This is a genomic window from Pseudomonas sp. MDT1-17, assembly GCF_054898105.1.
In genome coordinates this window covers 331,709-352,571 of the sequence record NZ_JBUBVM010000001.1, presented here as the reverse complement: position 1 = coordinate 352,571, position 20,863 = coordinate 331,709, and the positions used below count along the sequence as shown (strand labels likewise).

14 protein-coding genes and 1 pseudogene are annotated in these 20,863 nt (G+C 60.5%); 12 read left to right on the top strand and 3 right to left on the bottom strand.

Annotated elements, in window-relative coordinates:
* The first annotated feature begins 1 nt into the window (after window position 1).
* The 6 genes from glmS to ACYZTX_RS01440 all read left to right on the top strand — a co-directional run bounded on the left by glmS (window position 2) and on the right by ACYZTX_RS01440 (window position 9,016).
* Complete coding sequence (glmS, locus tag ACYZTX_RS01465) at window positions 2-1,834, top strand: glutamine--fructose-6-phosphate transaminase (isomerizing) (RefSeq protein WP_462032653.1); 1,833 nt, start codon at window positions 2-4, stop codon at window positions 1,832-1,834.
* A gap of 78 nt (window positions 1,835-1,912) precedes the next feature.
* Entirely contained in the window at window positions 1,913-2,815 is a 903-nt protein-coding gene (locus ACYZTX_RS01460) for a LysR family transcriptional regulator (protein ID WP_462032652.1), read from the top strand.
* 131 nt (window positions 2,816-2,946) lie between these two features.
* Entirely contained in the window at window positions 2,947-3,573 is a 627-nt protein-coding gene (locus tag ACYZTX_RS01455; protein ID WP_462032651.1) for a glutathione S-transferase family protein, read from the top strand.
* 63 nt (window positions 3,574-3,636) lie between these two features.
* A complete protein-coding gene (locus ACYZTX_RS01450) occupies window positions 3,637-5,667 on the top strand; it encodes a 2Fe-2S iron-sulfur cluster-binding protein (RefSeq protein ID WP_462032650.1) in 2,031 nt (676 codons plus the stop codon).
* A 51-nt stretch (window positions 5,668-5,718) separates the two neighbouring features.
* Window positions 5,719-6,912: a DUF3142 domain-containing protein gene (locus ACYZTX_RS01445; protein ID WP_462032649.1), complete on the top strand. Its 1,194-nt coding sequence runs from the start codon at window positions 5,719-5,721 to the stop codon at window positions 6,910-6,912.
* Window positions 6,899-9,016, top strand: coding sequence for a hypothetical protein (locus tag ACYZTX_RS01440; protein WP_462032648.1), 2,118 nt, complete (start codon window positions 6,899-6,901; stop codon window positions 9,014-9,016). The genes ACYZTX_RS01445 and ACYZTX_RS01440 overlap by 14 nt, the downstream gene beginning before the upstream one ends.
* Window positions 9,017-9,019: 3 nt before the next feature.
* Here ACYZTX_RS01440 and ACYZTX_RS01435 read toward each other — a convergent pair whose 3' ends face one another.
* Window positions 9,020-9,649 carry a LysE family translocator gene (locus ACYZTX_RS01435; protein ID WP_462032647.1) on the bottom strand — a complete coding sequence of 210 codons (630 nt, stop codon included), beginning with the start codon at window positions 9,647-9,649 and terminating at the stop codon, window positions 9,020-9,022.
* A gap of 145 nt (window positions 9,650-9,794) precedes the next feature.
* Here ACYZTX_RS01435 and ACYZTX_RS01430 point away from each other — a divergent pair, with 145 nt between their 5' ends.
* Window positions 9,795-10,268, top strand: a complete 474-nt coding sequence (locus ACYZTX_RS01430) for an Lrp/AsnC family transcriptional regulator (protein WP_163910566.1) — start codon at window positions 9,795-9,797, stop codon at window positions 10,266-10,268.
* A gap of 121 nt (window positions 10,269-10,389) precedes the next feature.
* Here ACYZTX_RS01430 and lpdA read toward each other — a convergent pair whose 3' ends face one another.
* The gene (gene lpdA, locus ACYZTX_RS01425) at window positions 10,390-11,790 is read right to left on the bottom strand and encodes a dihydrolipoyl dehydrogenase (RefSeq protein ID WP_462032646.1); all 1,401 of its coding nucleotides are present in this window, start codon (window positions 11,788-11,790) and stop codon (window positions 10,390-10,392) included.
* A 217-nt stretch (window positions 11,791-12,007) separates the two neighbouring features.
* Here lpdA and hflK (ACYZTX_RS01420) point away from each other — a divergent pair.
* The 5 genes and pseudogenes from hflK (ACYZTX_RS01420) to cfaB all read left to right on the top strand — a co-directional run bounded on the left by hflK (ACYZTX_RS01420) (window position 12,008) and on the right by cfaB (window position 19,383).
* Window positions 12,008-13,973: pseudogene (gene hflK / locus ACYZTX_RS01420) on the top strand (protease modulator HflK).
* Window positions 13,970-15,010 (top strand): protease modulator HflC, encoded by a 1,041-nt coding sequence (hflC, locus tag ACYZTX_RS01415; RefSeq protein ID WP_462032645.1) that lies wholly within the window; start codon window positions 13,970-13,972, stop codon window positions 15,008-15,010. Before hflK (ACYZTX_RS01420) ends, hflC begins: the two are co-directional and overlap by 4 nt.
* On the top strand, window positions 15,007-16,065 hold the full coding sequence (gene hflK / locus ACYZTX_RS01410) for a protease modulator HflK (protein WP_462032644.1): 1,059 nt from the start codon (window positions 15,007-15,009) through the stop codon (window positions 16,063-16,065). Before hflC ends, hflK (ACYZTX_RS01410) begins: the two co-directional genes overlap by 4 nt.
* On the top strand, window positions 16,062-17,972 hold the full coding sequence (locus ACYZTX_RS01405; protein ID WP_462032643.1) for a heavy metal translocating P-type ATPase: 1,911 nt from the start codon (window positions 16,062-16,064) through the stop codon (window positions 17,970-17,972). Before hflK (ACYZTX_RS01410) ends, ACYZTX_RS01405 begins: the two co-directional genes overlap by 4 nt.
* 226 nt (window positions 17,973-18,198) lie before the next feature.
* A complete protein-coding gene (gene cfaB / locus ACYZTX_RS01400) occupies window positions 18,199-19,383 on the top strand; it encodes a C17 cyclopropane fatty acid synthase CfaB (protein WP_462032642.1) in 1,185 nt (394 codons plus the stop codon).
* A 1-nt stretch (window position 19,384) separates the two neighbouring features.
* On the opposite strand, the gene cls is transcribed toward cfaB, so the two are convergent.
* A complete protein-coding gene (gene cls / locus ACYZTX_RS01395; protein ID WP_462032641.1) occupies window positions 19,385-20,824 on the bottom strand; it encodes a cardiolipin synthase in 1,440 nt (479 codons plus the stop codon).
* Between the last annotated feature and the right edge of the window lie 39 nt (window positions 20,825-20,863).

Here is a 20,863-nt window from a genome sequence, read left to right as displayed (position 1 = left end):
CATGTGTGGAATTGTTGGCGCAGTTGCAGAACGTAACATCACTGCCATCCTGCTCGAAGGCCTGAAGCGCCTGGAATACCGTGGCTACGACAGTGCGGGTGTGGCGGTTTACACTAATGACGAAAAGCTTGAGCGCCTGCGCCGCCCGGGCAAAGTCAGTGAATTGGAACTGGCGCTGGCCGAAACACCGCTGGTCGGCCGCCTGGGTATCGCCCACACCCGCTGGGCCACTCACGGTGCGCCGTGCGAGGGCAACGCTCACCCGCATTTCTCCGGTGATCTGGCGGTGGTGCACAACGGCATCATCGAGAATTACGAAGCCCTGCGTGAGCAACTCAAAGCTTTGGGTTACGTGTTCACTTCGGACACCGACACCGAGGTCATTGCTCACCTGTTGAACCACAAACTCAAGGATCTGCGTGATCTGACCGTGGCCCTGAAGGCTACTGTCAAAGAGCTGCACGGTGCTTACGGTTTGGCGGTCATCAGCGCTCAGCAACCGGATCGTCTGGTCGCTGCCCGCAGCGGCAGCCCACTGGTTATTGGCCTGGGCCTGGGTGAAAACTTCCTGGCTTCCGATCAATTGGCCCTGCGCCAGGTCACTGACCGCTTCATGTACCTGGAAGAAGGCGATATCGCCGAAATTCGCCGCGACAGCGTTCAGATCTGGGACGTGAGCGGCCAAGTTGTCAAACGCGAATCCGTGCAGTACCGCGATGGTGCCGAAGCCGCCGACAAAGGCGAGTTCCGCCACTTCATGCTCAAGGAAATTCACGAGCAACCGGCTGTGGTGCAGCGCACCCTGGAAGGTCGCCTGAGTCCGAACGGCGTGCTGGTGCAAGCGTTCGGTCCACAGGCTGCCGAGTTGTTCACCAAAGTGCGCAACGTGCAGATCGTCGCGTGTGGCACCAGTTACCACGCCGGCATGGTTGCCCGTTACTGGCTCGAAGAACTGGCCGGGATCCCGTGCCAGGTCGAAGTCGCCAGCGAATTTCGCTACCGCAAGGTGGTGGTGCAACCCGACACGCTGTTCGTGACCATCTCCCAGTCCGGCGAAACCGCGGACACCCTGGCTGCCCTGCGCAACGCCAAGGAACTGGGTTTCCTCGCCAGCCTGGCGATCTGCAACGTCGGCATCAGCTCACTGGTGCGTGAGTCCGACCTGACACTGCTGACCCAGGCGGGTCGTGAAATTGGCGTGGCCTCGACCAAAGCCTTCACCACTCAATTGGTCGGCCTGTTGCTGTTGACCTTGTCCCTGGGCCAGGTTCGCGGCACGTTGGCCAAAGGCGTCGAAGCCACGTTGGTTGAAGAGCTGCGTCGCCTGCCGGCCCGCCTCGGCGAAGCCTTGGCCATGGACAGCACCGTGGAGAAAATCGCCGAGCTGTTCGCCGAGAAAAACCACACCCTGTTCCTCGGTCGTGGTGCGCAATTCCCGGTAGCGATGGAAGGGGCTCTCAAGCTCAAGGAAATCTCCTACATCCACGCCGAAGCCTATCCGGCTGGCGAGCTGAAACACGGCCCGTTGGCGCTTGTGGATAACGACATGCCAGTGGTCACCGTGGCACCGAACAACGAGCTGCTGGAGAAGTTGAAATCCAACCTCCAGGAAGTCCGCGCTCGTGGTGGTCAGCTGATCGTCTTTGCAGACGAGCAGGCCGGCATGACCAATGCTGAAGGCACTCACGTTGTACAAATGCCACACATACACAACACCCTGTCGCCGATCCTCTACACCATTCCGCTGCAGTTGCTCTCGTATTACGTGGCCGTGCTGAAGGGCACAGACGTTGACCAGCCGCGTAACCTGGCGAAGTCGGTGACGGTGGAATAAGTTATCCACAGCTGATCGAAACATTAAAAATCGCAGCCTACGGTTGCGATTTTTTTTATCTGAATAGAGGGCACGCCCATGGACCGTTTCCAGGAGATGCAGGTCTTCGCCGCCGTCGCCCAAGACCAAGGTTTCTCGGCGGCGGCGCGGCGTTTGGGCCTGTCGGCAGCCAGTGTCACTCGCGCAGTGGCGGCGTTGGAGAAGCGCATCGGCACGTTGCTGCTGACACGCACCACCCGCAGTGTTCACTTGAGCGAGGCGGGTCAGCGTTTCCTGGAAGACTGTCGGAGGATTCTCGCCGAGGTGCAGGAAGCCGAGGATTCGGCGGCGGGCAGTCATGCTCAACCGCGTGGGCAACTGACAATCACCGCGCCGGTGTTGTTCGGTGAGTTGTTTGTCACGCCGGTCATGGTCGGTTATCTGACTCAATTCCCTGAAGTCAGCATCAACGCTTTATTGGTAGACCGAGTGGTGAGCATGGTCGAGGAGGGCATCGATGTGGCGGTGCGCATTGGTGAGTTGCCTGATAGCAATCAACATGCAATTCGAGTGGGCGAAGTGCGGCGGGTGATCTGCGCTTCTCCTGGATTTCTGAATGACCGTGGTCGGCCCCGGCATCCTGCAGACTTGAGCGCAGCCCCGATCATCGCCGCCTCGTCCATTGGTCAACTCAGAAGCTGGCCGTTTCTTGATGCGGGAGCACTGATCAGCGTTCGTCCGGAACCGCGTCTTGTTGTCACCGCCAATCAGGCTGCAATCACCGCCGCCTGCATGGGCCTGGGGCTGACCCGGGTTCTGTCTTATCAGGTAGCAAGCAAAGTCGCCTCCGGTGAGCTGGAAATCGTTCTGGCTGACTTCGAATTGCCTCCATTACCCATTCATGTGGTCTATCAGGGTGGGCGCAAGGCCCCGGTGCGGGTCCGTAGTTTTGTGGACTTCGCGGTGAAGACACTGCGCGAACATCCGGCCTTGCTCGGCTAAAGGGTTATTGCGCCGGCTGAAATAATGGATTGCGTTTGCTGGTTATTCTGTTGTTTGGGTTGCGAGTGGAAGATGGCTCCCCACCGTTACTGATCTCTCTTCAACAGCGCCACTATCCAGCGGAGAACACCATGCAAGCCATCAAGCTCTACAACTTCCCACGTTCCGGCCACGCTCACCGTGTAGAACTAATGCTGTCCCTGCTGCAACTGCCGACCGAACTGATCTTTGTCGATCTGGCCAAGGGCGCGCACAAACAGCCGGACTTTCTGGCGCTCAACGCGTTTGGTCAAGTGCCGGTCATTGATGATCAAGGCGTGATACTGGCCGATTCCAACGCGATCCTGGTTTATCTGGCGCAAAAGTACGGTAACGGCCGTTGGTTGCCAGCCGATCCGGTCGGCGCGGCGAAGGTTCAGCGCTGGTTGTCGATTGCCGCTGGGCCCATTGCCTTTGGCCCCGCCAGAGCAAGGCTGATCACGGTGTTTGGTGCGCCGTACAACGCTGAAGAGGTGATCGCTTATTCCCACACCGTGCTCAAAGTGATCGATCAGGAACTGGCGGCAACGCCGTATCTGGCTGGCGCCGAGCCAACCATTGCCGACGTTTCGGCCTACAGCTACATCGCCCATGCGCCTGAAGGCAACGTGTCGCTGGAAGACTACGCCAACATCCGCGCCTGGTTGGCGCGGATCGAAGCTTTGCCAGGGTTTGTCGGCATGCCGCGCACCGTCGTCGGTCTGCAAAAAACTGCCTGATGCCTGCGGCCCGACACTGTCGGGTCGTTCACACTGCGCCGATGGCGCAGGGGAGAAGCCGTTATGGACCGTTCACCCTGGCACGCCGGCGAGAAACGATTGCAGGCTTATGTGGGCATTGCCGAGCGGATGGAGGTGCTCGGTCGTAAGGTGATTCGCAGTGAGATGCCGGACCAGCACCGCAAGTTCTATGAGCAACTGCCGTTCATGTTGTACGGCGCGGTGGATGCCGACGGTAATCCTTGGGCCAGTATTCTTGAAGGGCAGCCGGGCTTCGCTCACTCGCCCGAGCCAGGTGCACTGCAATTTCGCAGCCTGCCGGGCGCTGATGATCCTGCGCAATTGACGGAGGGCGCGGCGATCGGCCTGCTGGGGATCGAACTGCACACCCGCCGCCGCAACCGCCTCAACGGTCGAGTCGGCGCGATGACGGCGAGCGGCTTCGATGTGGCGGTGGAGCAGTCCTACGGCAATTGCCCGCAGTACATTCAATTGCGGCAGTTTCGCTCAGTGCCACTGGCGGATCCGTCGACTCGCGTCGCGCAACACCTCAACGCGCTGGACGATGCGGCCAAAGCCCTGATCGCGGGATCCGATACGTTCTTTGTCGCCAGTTACGTGGACGTCGATGGCCAACGTTCGGTGGACGTTTCTCACCGAGGCGGCCAGGCCGGTTTCGTACAGGTAGAAGGTAATCGCCTGACCATCCCGGATTTCGCCGGCAACCTGTTTTTCAACACCTTGGGCAACCTGCTGCTCAATCCCCGGGCCGGTTTGCTGTTTATCGATTTCAATTCGGGAGACCTGCTGCACCTCAGCGGTCGCACCGAAGTCATTCTTGAAGGCCCCCAGGTCGAGGCGTTTCAAGGGGCCGAGCGCTTGTGGACATTTGAAGTGGAAAGCGTGGTGCGTCGTCCCGCCGCGCTCGCTCTGCGGTGGCGCTTCGACGGCGTATCACCCACCAGTTTGCTGACCGGCACCTGGGAGCAAGCCAACGCCCGTCTGCAAGCCCAGGCCTTGGGGGATCGCTGGCGGCCGTTGCGGGTGGTGCGCATCGAACCGCAAAGCCACAACATCCGCTCAATCTATCTGGAGCCTGCCGATGGCGCGGGGTTGCCAGTGTTTCAAGCCGGGCAGCATTTGCCGCTGCGCTTCAACATTGGCGGCGAGGTGCATATCCGTACCTACAGCCTGTCGAGCGCGCCGTCCGATGATTTTTTCCGCATCAGCGTGAAGCGTGACGGTTTGGTGTCTTCGCACCTGCATGAACAGGTGCGCGTCGGTGATCTGTTGGAGGCCCGCGCGCCTCAGGGGCATTTCACCGTGGAACCCCATGAGCGTCGGCCGCTGGTGTTGTTGGCTGCCGGTGTCGGCATTACGCCGCTGCTGTCGATGCTGCGCGAGGTGGTTTATCAAGGCCTGCGTACTCGCCGCATCCGGCCGACCTGGTTTTTCCAGAGTTCGCGCACATTGGCTGATCAAGTGTTTCGGCCTGAGGTGGATCGCTTGCTCGATGAGGCGGGTGATGCGGTCAGGGTGTTGCGCCTGCTAAGTCAGCCGGAGGCAGAGGCCCGAGAGGGTGAAGACTTCGACCTGACCGGGCGGATCGACACCGCGTTGCTCAAGACCATTTTTGAAGTGGAGGACTATGATCAGCTGGATTTTGTCCTCTGCGGTCCGGGCAGTTTTACCCAAGGGCTGTATGACAGCCTGCGGGAACTGGACATCCGTGATGCAAGGATTCACGCCGAAACCTTCGGCCCCTCCACCTTGCGTCGGGTGCCGGACCCCGACGCGGTAGTCATCGAGCAACCGCCCGCGGCTACAACCTCGGTGCCAGTGGTGTTTCAGCGCTCGGCTAAAGAGGCCCGCTGGCAACCCGACGGTGGCAGCTTGCTGGAGTTGGCGGAAAGCCGTGGGTTGCGCCCGGAATTCAGCTGCCGCGGCGGTTCCTGCGGGACCTGCAAGACGCGCCTGATCAGCGGCCAGGTGAATTATCCACAGCCGCCGGCAGAAGTGCCGGACGACGGAGAAGTGCTGATTTGTTGTGCGATTCCGGCGCAGGGGTCGCAGCCTTTGGTCCTCGACCTGTAGCATCTGCCGAACGCAGCTTCTGGCCGCTGCGACCAAGGATCAGATTCGGTTATGTATTTTTTCGCTCGTCTGTCGGCACTGATTGTCGCAGTGGCGTTGCTCAACGGTTGCGAACGACAGGACGGGCCACCGCTTGATCAGCAACTCTACGTCTGGCAACGACAATGGACACCGGCCCACGAAGCGGCGCTGAGGTACAGCCGCGCTGACTTTTCCACCCTGCGGGTGCTGGCCTTGCAGGCATTCCCTGAGGCGGGTTGGAGCCGGGCGCGGATTGACCGGGCGCTGCTCAAACGGGATGGTCGGCCGCTGATCGCGGTGATTCGTCTTGATGGCCAACTCAAGTCGCTGGATCAGGACGCAGTCACCGCGCAGATCCAGCAGGTGCTCGGCGATTGGCAAGGGCAGGGGATGACGCTCTCCGGCGTGGAAATCGACCACGATGCCGGTACTGCTCGGCTGCCGACCTACCGCGAATTTCTTACGCACCTGCGCGCAGTTCTTCCGGCCTCTATTGCACTGAGCATCACCGCATTGCCCGCCTGGCTCGACAGTCCCGAATTGCCGGCGCTGTTATCCACAGTCGACAGCAGCGTGTTGCAGGTGCACGCGGTGAGTGATCCGCGTCTTGGCTTGTTCGATGCGGATCAGGCCCGCAAATGGGCCAGGGCCTGGAGCCGCATCACTTTGAAACCTTTCTATCTGGCGCTGCCAGCCTATGGTGTGGCGTTGTTGCCGGGTGGCGGAGCACCAGTAGTGGAAAGCGAAGTGCCCATCGAACGGGGCGGAAAACGCCGGGAATTGCACGCCGATCCACAGCAACTGAGCCAGCTCGGGACCGAGTTGCGCAATGATCCACCGGCTCATCTGGCGGGCCTGATCTGGTTTCGTCTGCCACTGGCCAACGATCGCCGGGCCTGGAGCCTGACGACCCTGGGCGCCGTGGCGCGTGGCGATACCCTCGACAGTCACCTGGCACTGAATCTCTCTGAGCAAGAAGGCCTCTATGACATCAGTCTCAGTAATCAGGGAAACCTCGACAGCGCCTGGCCCGAACGCCTGACACTCGCGGTGCAGGGCTGTGACGGCGCCGATGCGCTGGCCGGTTATGCGTTGCAACAACGTCCGGATCTGCTTACCTTCACCCGCCTGCGCGACGGTCGAATACCGGCCGGCGAGCGGCGTGCCATTGGTTGGGCTCGTTGCGCACATATTGATCAAGGAGGTTCGAATGTTGACCCGTAACTGGCCCCGCCATCTGCTGTGCCTGAGCCTCAGTCTGCCGCTGGGTTCGGCGCTGGCCTGCGGGCCGGACTTCCCGATGCGTCTGTTGGACAACCGTGGCCAGTCGCTGGCGGAGCTGCCGGAAGGTAACTTCAGATTTGAAATCAGTCGCCTCGGGCATGCGGTCGCCGGGCTGAAGAACGTCACCGAAACCGCCTATGGCGTGGATGCGCCCGACTACGCAGAGCAGCGGGATAAGGCCGAGCAGATCGGTTTGACGGCTGAGCAGCAAACGCTGGTGAAACAGCTTCGCACGCTGACCGATGCGCATCAGGTCGAGATTCAGGGCGCGAGCCTGCCGGCTGAGCTCAAGCTTTATCTGGCCGGCGCTGTGGCATTCAATGCCGGTGATTATGGGCGGGCAGCTGAGTACTTTCAGATGGTGCTGGCATTGCCGGCGGATCAACGGGCGTTGCGCAGCACCTGGGCTGCTTATTCATTAGGTCGGACGCTGTTTGCCATGAACTCGGAAGCGGACGCTGGACCCGACCTGTTGGCTCTGTCTCGAAAGGCCTTCGAGCAGACCCGTCAGCTAAGTATCGACGGCTTCAGTGACCCACTGGAGCTGGGTGTCGCCAGTCTTGGCGAAGAGGCCCGCGTCGCCCGCACGAGCGGCGACTGGAACAGCGCCATCGAACTCTACGCCACGCAAAACCTTCAGGGTTCGGCGGTGGGTTACACCTCGCTGAAGCTGTTGATGGCCGATCTGGCGGCGCTGCCGGAGGATCAACTGGCCGGTTTGCTCATCGGCAAACCGGTGCAGCAACTGGTCACGGCGTCCTTGATCAGCCGACTGGGTTGGTCATTCGGTGATCAACCACCGAACGAATTGAAACTGATCAAATTGCTGCAAAACAGCACCCGCGGCAGCCTCGATAACGCTGATCGCCTGGCGGCGGTGAATTATCAACAGGGCGATTACGCGAGTGCGAAGGCGTTCCTCGAACACGCCGGTGATGGCGGACTGGCGTGGTGGTTGCGGGCCAAATTGGCAGTGCGCGAGGGCGATAAAAACGCGGCTGCCGCGGCGTATGCGAAGGCTGCCCAGGCCTTCCCGCAGAATGAATCCTGGGGTGAGCGACGCACGCCGGATTGGGATTTCGAAATGCTTCAGCCCAAGTGTCGGGTCGAGGGTGAAAGCGCGATCCTGGCGTTGCAACGCGGGGATTACCTGCAAGCGTTCGATCAGCTTTATCGCAGTAAAGATATCTACTGGTTCGACGCCGCCACGGTCGCCGAGCGGGTGTTGACCGTCGATGAGCTCAAGCAGTACGTGGACACTCAAGTGCCGGCGCCGCCACCTCTGACTCAGGAAGATCGCGATAACTATGTGCAGTTGCCGGTGGCGGCGAAATTGCGCAATTTGCTTGGGCGGCGTTTGTTGCGCGAGGAACGTTACGACGAAGCACCGGCATACTTTGACAGCGTCGAGTTGCAACATAAGGCTACGTGGTATGGACAGTTGCGCCACGACGCTGAATCAAAATGGTGGCCGACCAAACGGGCTTTCGCTTATTACCATGCCGCGACAATGGCCCGTTTCGACGGAATGGAGTTGTTGGGCTACGAGATGTCCCCGGATTACGCGACCTTCGGCGGCAATTACAGTCTGGAGGCTCCCGAGCTGAAGGTCGGATTGCTGATGGCCGAGGGTGAAGTGCAGCGCCAGCAAGCCACGGTGGCGCAACCTGATGCGCGTTTCCATTACCGTTTTGTCGCCACGGCGCTGGCGAGCAAAGCCGCTGATCATCTGCCCCACAGCAGTCAGGCGTTTGCTTCGGTGCTGTGCAAGGCTTCGTCGTGGGGCACCAGCCTGCAAGAGCAAAGCGCGCTCTACCGTCGTTATGTCGAGGAAGGTCCGTATGTGGTCTGGGCCGGCGATTTTGGTCATCAATGCCAGGATCCGGACTTTCAGAGCGCCGACAAGCGCTATGTGACCCAGGTCACCGACGCCGCGCGCTCACAGCTGCGACCCTACAAAAAACCGCTGCAGATTGGCGGTGTGATAGCGGTCTCGGCAGCGGCGCTGTTGCTGATCAACCGCCGCCGGCGTAAGGAGAGGTAGGAATCAAGTCTGTTGCACAAAGGTCAGCCGCACGGCGAAGCCGATCAACAGGCTGCCAAACAACCACTGCTGCAGGCGCTGGGCTGAAGGACTGCGTTGCAGCCATCGGCCCAGCGCTGCGCCGGTCAGTGCGTAAGCGCTGTCGAACAACAAACCGACACCGACCAACACCACGCCCAAGGTCGCAAACTGCGCGAGCACCGGCCCGGCGTGTGGATCGATGAACTGCGGCAGCAGCACCGAGCAGAACAGCAACGCTTTGGGATTGAGCAGGTTGGTCAGCAAACCGCGCTGGATCGCTGCGCGCCAGCGAGGTTTTTCGGTGGTGGTGTCTGCTCCGTTCAAACTTGGCAGCATTGTGGTTCGCAGGCATTGAATGCCGATCCATAGCAGATACGCGGCCCCCGCCAGGCGCACCACGTCGAACGTCCAGGGCGCTGCCTTGAACAGTGCCGCCAGCCCAAGCGCCGCCAAGGCCACATGGCAACCCCGGGCGATGCCCAGACCCACGGCGGTGGCCAGCGCCGCGCCTTTGCCCTGACGGGCACCGGTTTGCAACAACAGGATCATGTCCGGGCCCGGCAACAAGTAAACCACCGCCAGCGCCATGAAAAACAGCCAGAGTCCTGCCACGTTGCACCCCATTCGTTGTCGATTCAGTACGGCCAGTCTAGGGCTGAAGGGCAGGGCAGATGGTTGCGTAGTTCGCTTCTAAAATGCATCTGGTTGGCATAACCTGCCACTGAACTGCATTTAAACCATCAGGATCTGCCAAGCCATGAAACTGGATGCCTACGACCGCAAGATTCTCGCAGCCCTGCAGCGGGACGGTCGCTTGAGCAATGTGCAATTGGCTGACGAGATCGGCCTGTCCGCTTCGCCGTGTTTGCGCCGGGTGCGAATGCTCGAAGAAGCCGGGGTGATACGCGGTTACCAGGCCAATCTGGATCGCGACGAAGTAGGGCTCGGGCTGACGGTGTTTGTCGGGGTCAAGGTCGAACGGCACAACGATGAGCAGGCCGAATCCTTTCGCCTGGCGGTGACCGCGTTGCCCGAGGTGATTTCGGCCTTTCTGGTGTCAGGGGAATCGGATTTTCTGCTGCAGGTGGTGGTGCCGGACCTGCGCGCCTATGACCGTTTTCTCACGGGGCGTTTGTTGAAATTGCCGGGTGTGAGCGACATCCGCAGCAACTTTGCGATTCATACGGTGAAGACGCCGGGGGCGTTGCCACTGGAGCATTTACCGCTTTAGACCGAGTCGCCCCCTTCGCGAGCAGGCTCGCTCCCACATTAGATCTGTGGCGCTCACAAAACCAATGTGGGAGCGAGCCTGCTCGCGAAGGCGATAGACCAGCCACCGCCAATCTCCAGGCTTACATCTGCGTCGCCATCCCCTCCACATTCATCGCCGCCTGGCGCAAGGCCTCGGAGCGGGTCGGGTGTGGATGGCAGGTCAGGGCAATGTCTTCGGCAGAGGCGCTGAACTCCATGGCCACGCAGTATTCGCCAATCATTTCACTGACGCTTGGACCCACAAGGTGCACGCCGAGAATCTCGTCGGTGCGCTCATCGGCCAGCACTTTGGCGAAGCCTTCGGTCTCGTGGTTGATCTTTGCCCGGCTGTTGGCGGTAAAGGGAAACTTGCCGACCTTGTAGGCGCGACCTTCGGCCTTCAGTTGTTCTTCGGTCTTGCCGACACTGGCCAGCTCCGGTTTGGTGTAAATCACGTTGGGGATCAGGTCGTAATTGACCTCGCCAGCCTTGCCGACAATCTGTTCGATGCAGGCCATGGCTTCGTCTTCGGCCTTGTGGGCGAGCATCGGCCCGGACGTGACATCACCGATCACCCAGAAGCCAGCCGCTTCGGTGCGATGACCTTTGTTGGCGAGCATGCCGCGCTTGTCCGTGGCGAGACCGACGTTTTCCAGCCCCAGGCCTTGGGTGTAAGGCCGGCGTCCGATGGACACCAGCACGTAATCCGCTTCCAGCAGTTCGGCGGTGCCGCCAGCCGCGGGCTCGACGCTGAGCTGAACGCCGGTTGCCGAGGTCGTGGCGCTGGTGACTTTGGAACTCAATTTGAAGCTGATGCCCTGTTTGCTCAATGAGCGTTGCAAGGTTTTGCCCGCTTCACCATCCACACCGGGGCAGATCCGGTCGAGAAACTCGACGACGGTCACCTGAGCGCCCAGACGCCGCCACACCGAACCCAGCTCCAGACCGATCACCCCGGCGCCAATCACCACCAGATGCTTGGGCACTTCGGCCAGCGACAGTGCGCCCGTTGAATCGAGGATGCGTTTGTTATCAATGTCCACGCCGGGCAGGGGAGTGGGCTCGGAGCCGGTGGCGATGATGATGTTCTTGGCGTTCAATTCGGTCTTGCCGCCCTGGCTGTCGGTCACCGTCACTTTGCCGGGCCCGTCGATGTGGCCCCAGCCCTTGATCCAGTGCACTTTGTTTTTGCGAAACAGAAACTCGATACCTTTGGTCAGCCCGGTAACGCTTTCATCCTTTTGCTTCATCATCTGCGCGAGGTTGAGTGTGGGCTTTACTTCAATTCCCAGGTTGGCGAATTCCGCACCCATGGCGGCGTCGTAGAGTTCGGAAGCGTGCAGCAGCGCTTTTGACGGCATGCAACCGACGTTCAGGCAGGTACCGCCGAGGGTGGCCCGTCCTTCTACGCAAACCGCTCTGAGGCCCAACTGACCGGCGCGGATCGCTGCGTTATAGCCGCCGGGGCCACCGCCCAGAATCACGACGTCATAGGTGCTCATGGTTGTACTCCTGGAGTGAAAAGGGATCGAGAGGGGTAAACGTAGTTCCTGAATAAAATTACGAACGTAATATGTACGTCCCGCAGCATTTCGGTCAAGGCTTCAGCCGAGCGACAGGTTGAGCGCCTTCAGATAGTGCATTTAAGAACGGAAATTTCACGCCTTTCGTTATATCGTAACGAATTGTGATGTGAGCAACGATAAACACTGGGGTGGTATGCAAGTCGATCTCGATGTCGATGGGACGCAAGTAGCCGGGCTGCCGCGTTTTCAGCAGGCGGTTTTTCAAGGGCGGCGCTTGCGTCAGTTCGCAATCGGTCTGGGCGCGCTTGCGGCGACAGGTTGGCTGCTGGCGTTTTTTGTCGGGCTGTTTGCACCGCAGTCGCTCTGGCCGGCGTTGCTGGTCAATCAGAGCGCCGGTTTGCTGGTGCTGGTCGCTGGTTTGCAATCGGCTTGGTGGGTGACGCAGTGGCGTGCGCGGGCGATGAACCCGGTTGCGCAGGTCATCGTCGTTGACGAAGTTGTTGTCCCGGAGGGCTGGTACGAACGGCTGTTGGATCGGATCAGTCAACGATGGTTGCGAATGCTGGTGCAGATTGGCCCGCCGACACTGTGGCTTGGTGGCTGGTCGCTGTTGACGCTATTCACCATCGGACAGGTCTGGAACCTGGCACTGCCGCCGACCCCACTGGGATTGTCGGCCAGTGTCGGTGCGGCGCTATCGTTGTTGCTGGCCTTCGGTTTGCTGGTCCTGGAGCGGCAACTGGCCCAGGAAAACATCGCCCAATGGCCCGAAGCGGGGCCGTTGGCGCAGCTTACTCGGGTGGCAATCATCTGCCTGGTGCCTGGTGCTTGGCGCTTTGTGCCTGCTGTTGGGTAGCGAAACTTCGGTATGGCCGGCGCGTCTGGCGGTACTGATCGGCCTGCTGCCGGGGCTCGTCGCCGTCGAACTACTGTTGCGCGCCATGCTCTCGTTGTTCAGTCCGCAACGCGAACAACTCGAGCCTGCCTTGCTGGCGCGAAGCTTCGTCGCCGACATGCTGCGCTGGCCGCCGCAACCTTTGCTGGCGCTGCAGCACGAATTGCACAACCGCTTCGGCATCGACCTGCGGCAGATCTGGGCCTTCACCTACATGCGGCGGGCATTTCTACCGGTGCTGGCCGTGGTCTCGATTGTGGGTTGGTCGCTGACCGGCATTCACGAAATACCGCTGCAAGGGCGAGGCATCTACGAGCGTTTCGGCAAACCGGTGGAGGTATTCGGTCCCGGTTTGCACGCCGGTTTGCCTTGGCCTCTGGGCCGAGTGTTGAGCGTCGAGAACGGTGTGGTCCACGAGTTGGCTACCAGTGTTGGCGAAACACCGGCGCCGGTCGTGGCCGAACCCGCCGAAGGCCCGGCGCCCGCCATTGCCAATCGCTTGTGGGACGCCAGCCATGTGAACGACAAATCCCAAGTCATTGCCAGCAGCCGCGCCGACAAGCAGAGCTTCCAGATCGTCAACATGGACGTGCGCTTCGTCTATCGCATCGGCCTGAGCGATCAAGCGGCGTTGGCCGCGACCTACAACAGCGCTGACGTCCCGACGCTGATCCGTAGCACCGCCAGCCGGATTCTGGTTCATGACTTCGCTTCGCGAACCCTCGACGGGTTGCTTGGCGAGGACAGGGTAGGGCTCGCCGAAGAGATTGGCCGGGCGGTGCAGGCTGACTTGCAGAAACTCGACAGCGGCGTGGAAATTCTCGCCACGGTGGTCGAGGCGATTCATCCGCCGGCCGGTGCCGCCAATGCCTATCACGGTGTGCAGGCTGCGCAGATTGGCGCCCAGGCATTGATTTCCCGCGAGCGCGGTGCGGCGGCGGAGGCCACCAATCAGGCGCAACTGCAGGCCAGCATCGCTCGTGATCAAGCGACGGCCAGCGCTCGTGAAATCAACGCCACCGCCCAAGCAGCTGACTTGAGATTCGGCGCCGAGCAAAAGGCCTACGCCAGCGCCGGCCAGGCCTTCGTGCTGGAACAGTACTTGAGCCAACTCTCTCAGGGCTTGGCCAATGCCAGGTTGCTGGTGCTCGATCATCGTCTGGGCGGCAGCAGTAACGCGCCGACCATCGACCTCCGTACATTCACGCTGCCGGCTGACCCCGCGCCGCCGCGTAAGACCGCTCAGCCAGGAGCTGCCAATTGAGCCAGTCGCACACTCACGATCACGATGACCACACCGGCCACGATCACGGCCATGGTGGGCATCACCACGGCCATCACCATCACCACCACGGTGATCCACAAGAAGCGGGTCCGTTCCCGTGGCGGCGAATGGGCTGGGCGGCGTTGCTGGTGGCGTTCGCCATCGCGGCGGCAAGCCTGGTGCAAGTGCGTTCGGGGGAGGCCACGGTGATCACGCGTTTCGGTAATCCTTCGCGGGTATTGCTGGAGCCGGGTCTTGGCTGGCGTTGGCCTGCTCCTTTTGAAGCGGCGATTCCTGTCGATATGCGTCTGCGCACCACGTCCAGCGGTTTGCAGGACGTGGGTACGCGCGATGGTTTGCGCATCATCGTTCAGGCTTACGTGGCCTGGCAGGTTCAGGGCGATCCGGACAACGTGCAACGCTTCATGCGTGCCGTACAGAATCAGCCAGACGAAGCGGCGCGACAGATTCGCACGTTTGTTGGCTCTGCTCTGGAAACCACGGCCAGCAGCTTTGATCTGGCTAACCTGGTGAACACTGATGCCAATCAAGTTCACATCGCTGATTTTGAAGCGCAACTGCGTCAGCAAATCGATCAGCAGTTGCTTACGACTTACGGTGTGCGAGTGCTGCAAGTTGGCATCGAGCGTCTGACCTTGCCGTCGGTAACCCTCACCGCTACGGTCGATCGCATGCGCGCCGAGCGTGAAACAATCGCCACCGAACGCACGGCTATCGGCAAGCGAGAAGCGGCGCAAATCCGTTCCGCTGCCGAGCGTGACGCGCGAATCGTGCAGGCCGATGCCACGGTAAAAGCGGCGGACATCGAAGCACAATCGCGCGTCGAAGCCGCGCAAATTTACGGCCGCGCCTACGCCGGTTCGCCGCAGCTCTACAACCTGCTGCGCTCCCTCGACACGCTAGGCACGATCGTCACACCCGACACAAAATTGATTCTGCGCACCGATGCTGCGCCGTTCCGGGTGTTGGTTGACGGTCCGCCGACCGTCGATAACAAGTCCGGGTCGCAGCCATGAAATTAGTTCCACGTGGAACAAATGAGTTAAGCAGTCCCTGGATTCAGGCGGGGCGATTGGCTTTTTTGGCGCTTTACGCTGTTACAGTGCTCGCCGCTTTGGCGTGGGCGTTTTCCAATGTGCGGCAGATCGACCCGCAAAATCGCGCTGTGGTTTTGCACTTCGGCGCGTTGGATCGAATTCAGAATGCTGGCCTTTTATTGGCCTGGCCCCGTCCGTTTGAGCAGGTGATTTTGTTGCCCGCAGCAGATCGGGTGATTGAGCGTCGGGTGGAAAACCTGCTGCGCACCGATGCCGCGTTGCAGGCCGACCGAGTGGCGAGTTTCGCCAGACCGATCAGTGATGCACTTGCCGGCTCCGGTTACTTGCTCACCGGTGACGCGGGTGTGGTGCAACTGGATGTGCGGGTGTTCTACAAAGTCACCGAGCCGTATGCCTTCGTCCTTCAAGGTGAACATGTGCTGCAGGCGTTGGATCGATTGGTCACTCGCAGCGCGGTGGCCCTCACTGCCGCGCGAGATCTGGACACCATTTTAGTGGCGCGACCGGAACTCGTCGGCGCGGATAAACAGGCTGCGGAAAGACGCGAACGTCTGCGCGGTGATCTGGTGCAAGGCATCAATCAGCGCCTTGCGGAACTGACCGCGACCGGGCAGGGGATAGGCATAGAAGTGGCGCGGGTAGACGTGCAGTCGAGTCTTCCCGGCCCAGCGGTAAACGCCTTCAACGCTGTTCTGACCGCCAGCCAGCAAGCCGACAAAGTCGTGGCCAACGCTCGCACTGAAGCCGAGAAACTGACTCAGACCGCCAACGAACAAGCCGATCGCACGCTGCAAGTTGCCCATGCCCAAGCGAGTGAACGGCTGGCCAAAGCCTCGACCGACACGGCCACCGTGTTGAGCCTGGCCAAGGCGCAGCAACAGGGCACCGACCCGCAAATGCTGCTGCGTATCTACCGCGAGCGGGTGCCGAAGATTCTCGGACAGGCCGGTTCGGTGACCACGGTCAATCCGAAAGACGATTCCCGCCTGATCATTCAGGGAGCTGCACAATGACTACCCAAACCGCCGCCACGCCGAGCATGTTGTCCTCGGCTGAACAACGCAGTGCTGCGCGGCAATTGACCCTGGCCATGCTCGCTCTTGGTCTGCTTGCGCTTGGTTTGACCTGGCGCTGGGTGTCGCCGGAGCAGACTGGCGTGAGTCAGTTGCTGCTGGGCTTTGCTTCGTTATTGGTGGCCGTGCCGGTGATGCGTTCAGCCTGGTACAGCCTGCGTTATCCGAGCCTGCACGGGATCACTGATCAATTGATCGCCCTGGCCATGCTGGGGGCGTGGGCCACGGGTGATCTGCTGACCGCGGCGTTGCTGCCGATCATCATGATCTTCGGCCACGTGTTGGAAGAGCGCAGCGTGATCGGCTCCCAGGAGGCGATTCGCGCCCTCGGCAAACTGACTCGCAGCCACGCGCGCAAGGTTCAGGCCGATGGCGCCATCGTCGAAGTCGATAACGGCACACTCAAGGCCGGCGACCTCGTCGAGGTGCGCGCGGGCGATCGGGTGCCGGCGGATGGTCGGGTGTTGTCCGGTCAAGCAAGTCTGGACACTGCTTCGATTACCGGCGAATCGGTGCCGATGGAAGCAGACGTCGGTATGCAAGTCTTCGGCGGCGCGATCAACCTCGACGGTCTGCTGCGCATCGAAGTGACCCGCACCGGCAATGAGTCGACCCTCGGCAAAGTCATCGCGCTGATGCAAAGTGCAGAGCGCTCCAAACCACCGATCACGCGTCTGCTGGAACGCTACGCTGGCAGCTACATGGTGCTGGTGTTGCTGCTGGCCGCCGTGACCTGGTTCGTCACTAACGATGCTCAGGCCATGCTCGCGGTGTTGGTGGCGGCCTGTCCTTGTGCATTGGTGTTGTCCGCGCCGGCCACGGCGATTGCCGGCGTGGCGGTGGCCGCTCGTCACGGGATTCTGATTCGCAGCTCCGCGTTCCTCGAAGAGTTGGCAGACCTGACTTCACTGGTGGTCGACAAGACCGGTACCCTGACCTTCGGCACCTTGCGTTTGCAATCCATCGACAGTCCGCTCGAGGATCGCGGTCACGTTCTCAAACTTGCCGCCAGCCTCGGCTCCGCCAGCAGTCACCCGGTCAGCCGCGCGCTCGCCGGGTTGGTCACTCAGGAGCATTTTCTGCTGCTCTCTGACATTCACGAGCGTCAGGGACTTGGCGTGGTGGCGATGACCGAGCAGGGCGAGGCGGCGCTTGGTCGTCCGGAGCTGTTCGCGCAATTGGGTATCACCACTTCAAGCGTCCCCGACCACGATGGCCCGATTGCCGGGCTGGCGCTCAACGGTGAATTCCTCGCCTGGCTGTTGCTGGCCGACAGCGTCAAACCCGAGGCTCGATTTGCGTTAAGCGAGCTGCGTGAACTGGGGTTGGGGAGGCAGTTGTTGCTCACGGGTGATCGGCAAAGCGTGGCACACACGCTGGCTCGCGATGTCGGGATCAGCGATGTTGAAGCTCAGGCCTTGCCCGAGGACAAACTCAATCGTGTGCTGAAGGAAATCGGCAACGGTTTCCGGCCGATGGTGGTGGGCGATGGCATTAACGATTCATTGGCGCTCAAAGCCGGAGTGGTCGGCGTCGCCATGGGCGCGGGCGGGGCGGACATCGCGCTGGCCTCGGCCGACATCGTGTTGATCGGCAGCGATCTGCGTCGGCTCGGCACGTGTGTGCGTTTGAGTCGCCAATGTCGGCAGACGTTGCAGGTTAACGTGATCATCGGTCTGGGTTGGACGCTGGCGATTGTTGCGTTCGCCGCCTTCGGCTGGCTCGGCGCTGCGGGAGCGATGATTGCTGCGTTGCTGCACAACCTCAGCACGTTGCTGGTGTTGGGTAACGCCGGGCGTTTACTGCGATTTCAGGAGCCCTTGCTCAAGCTTAAGGATGGGGATTGAGTTCGGCTGGTGAAGCTCTAAACAGCGGGATCACGGGCGAATTCGAATTTTCAGAACTGTACGCCGAATCCGTAGTCATCTAGGTGAGGGCAATCACTTCTGTGAATTCGCGGCGGTTGGTTCGAACGCTACGAATCATAGAAAAAGGGCTATTAAATCGATAGCCAGCTATTTTTCAAGGATGGTCTACCCTCACATCAGACGTCTGAAACAAGGGGGATCCTCCATGCTCGCGCATCTTCCACCGGCCTTACAGAATCTGCAGTTACCGTTACGCCTGCGACTCTGGGACGGCCATGAATTCAACCTGGGGCCGACGCCCAGCGTCACCATTGTGGTCAAGGACCCACAAATGGTTACCCAGTTCACTCATCCAAGCCTGGACGCGCTCGGAACGGCGTTTGTCGAAGGCAAACTTGAGCTGGAAGGTTCCATCAGCGAGGTGATTCGCGTCTGTGATGAATGGAGTCAGGCGTTGCTTGGAGACCAGGATAGTCAGCCAGTGCGCACTGCTCACGACAAGGAGACCGACGCCAAGGCGATTTCCTACCACTACGACCTTTCCAACGCGTTTTATCAGCTGTGGCTCGACAGCGACATGGCGTATTCCTGCGCCTATTTCGAGACCGGCAGCGAAACGCTGGAGCAAGCTCAACAAGCCAAATTCCGTCACCTGTGCCGCAAACTGCGGCTGCAACCTGGCGAATACCTGCTGGATGTCGGTTGCGGTTGGGGCGGGCTGGCACGGTATGCCGCCCGGGAGTTTGGCGCGAAGGTGTTCGGGATCACACTCAGTAAAGAGCAATTGGAACTTGCCCGTGAACGCGTGACGGCCGAAGGCCTGGACGATCTGGTCGAACTGCAACTGCTCGACTACCGCGACCTGCCTCAGGACGGTCGCTTCGACAAAGTGGTCAGTGTCGGCATGTTCGAACACGTTGGCCACGCCAATCTGGCCGAGTACTGCAAAACCTTGTTCGGTGCGGTGAAAGAGGGCGGCCTGGTGATGAACCACGGGATCACCGCCAAGCACATCGATGGTCGTCCGGTGGGGCGCGGTGTCGGTGAATTCATCGAGAAGTATGTGTTCCCCAATGGCGAGCTGCCGCATCTGTCGATGATCTCTGCCGAGATCAGCGAAGCAGGGCTGGAGATCGTCGACGTCGAGAGTCTGCGTCTGCACTACGCGCGTACCCTGGACCACTGGAGCGAACGCCTGGAGGACAATCTGGAAGCTGCTTCCCGGCTGGTGCCAGAGCAGGCCTTACGGATCTGGCGGCTGTACCTGGCGGGATGTGCTTACGCGTTCGCCAAGGGCTGGATCAATCTGCACCAGATACTCGCGGTGAAAGCCCACCCCGATGGCAGCCATGAGCTGCCATGGACTCGCGACGATATCTATAACCCTTAAATTAAAGTATCGGTGAAATAAGCCGGGCGATCCGCATGCCGACCTGTTGCAGGCGGTGGGTCTCCCGGCTTTCTTCTTTGGCGATCTCATGGGCTTGGGCGAAGTCATCATTGAGCATCTGTTCTACTTCGGCGGCAAACGCGCTGTCGACCGTCAACAACATCACTTCAAAATTCAGCCGGAACGAGCGGTTGTCCAGATTGGCACTGCCAATGGCGCTGATTTCGCTGTCGATCAACACCACTTTCTGATGCAGGAAACCAGGCTCGTAGCGGAACACCCGCACGCCTGCGCGCACGGCCTCGAAGGCATAAAGGCTGGAGGCGGCGTAGACGATCCGGTGGTCCGGTCGTGAGGGCAGCAGCAGCCGCACATCTACGCCACGCATAGCCGCCAGCCTTAACGCAGCGAACACGGCTTCGTCGGGGATGAAATAAGGGCTGGTGATCCACACCCGTTTGGTCGCCGCATGGATGGCTTCGACGAAGAATAACGAGCAGGTTTCGTAGGAATCTGCCGGGCCGCTCGCAAGTAATTGGCAGAGCACACCGTCGTCCGGATAAACGTCCGGCAGGATCAGCGGTGGTAACGACCGCGCTGCCCAGAACCAGTCTTCGGCGAAAGACTCTTGCATGCAGGCCACCACCGGGCCCCGTACTTGCACATGGGTATCGCGCCACGGCGCCAGGGGTGGTTTCTCGCCCATGTATTCGTCGCCGACGTTGTGTCCACCGACGAAGCCCAGTATTCCATCAACCACTACAATCTTGCGGTGATTGCGGAAGTTGACCTGGAAGCGGTTGAGCCAGCCGCTACGGGTCGCAAAGGCTTTGACCTCGACGCCGGCATCGCGTAACGGCTGCACGTAACTGTGAGGCAGAGAGTGGCTGCCGATGCGGTCATACAATAAATAAACCGCCACACCTTCGGCGGCTTTCTTCAGCAGCAAGGTTTGCAGGTGTTGGCCGAGACGATCGTCGTGGATGATGAAAAACTGAATCAGCACCGCTTCCCTCGCGTTGCTGATGGCTTCAAAAATGGCGTCGAAGGTGGCCTGGCCGTTAATCAGCAAGCGCACTTCGTTGTTCGCCAAGCAGGGCATGCGCCCAAGTTTCGGCATCGCCCTCAATGACGCGTAAGCATTCGAGGCGCGAGCGGTCAGCGCCTCTTCTACCCAAGGGCGCCAGTTGAGCTCGGAGATGGCCTTGCGCATCTCTTCGTTGGCCTGGCGCCGAGCGTTGATGTAGCCATCGAAGGTGCTGCGGCCGAAGACCAGATACGGGATGAGCGTGAGGTAGGGAATAAACAGCAACGACAGGGCCCAGGCGATTGCTCCTTGGGCGGTGCGGACAGTGAGCACGGCGTGGATGGCAGCGATCAGGCCCAGCGTGTGAAGTAGTGCAATCGTGTAGCCGAAAATATGCGGTCCAAAGTAATCCATGGGGGCAGCCTTGCTCCTGAAGATTCAATGCTTAACAGA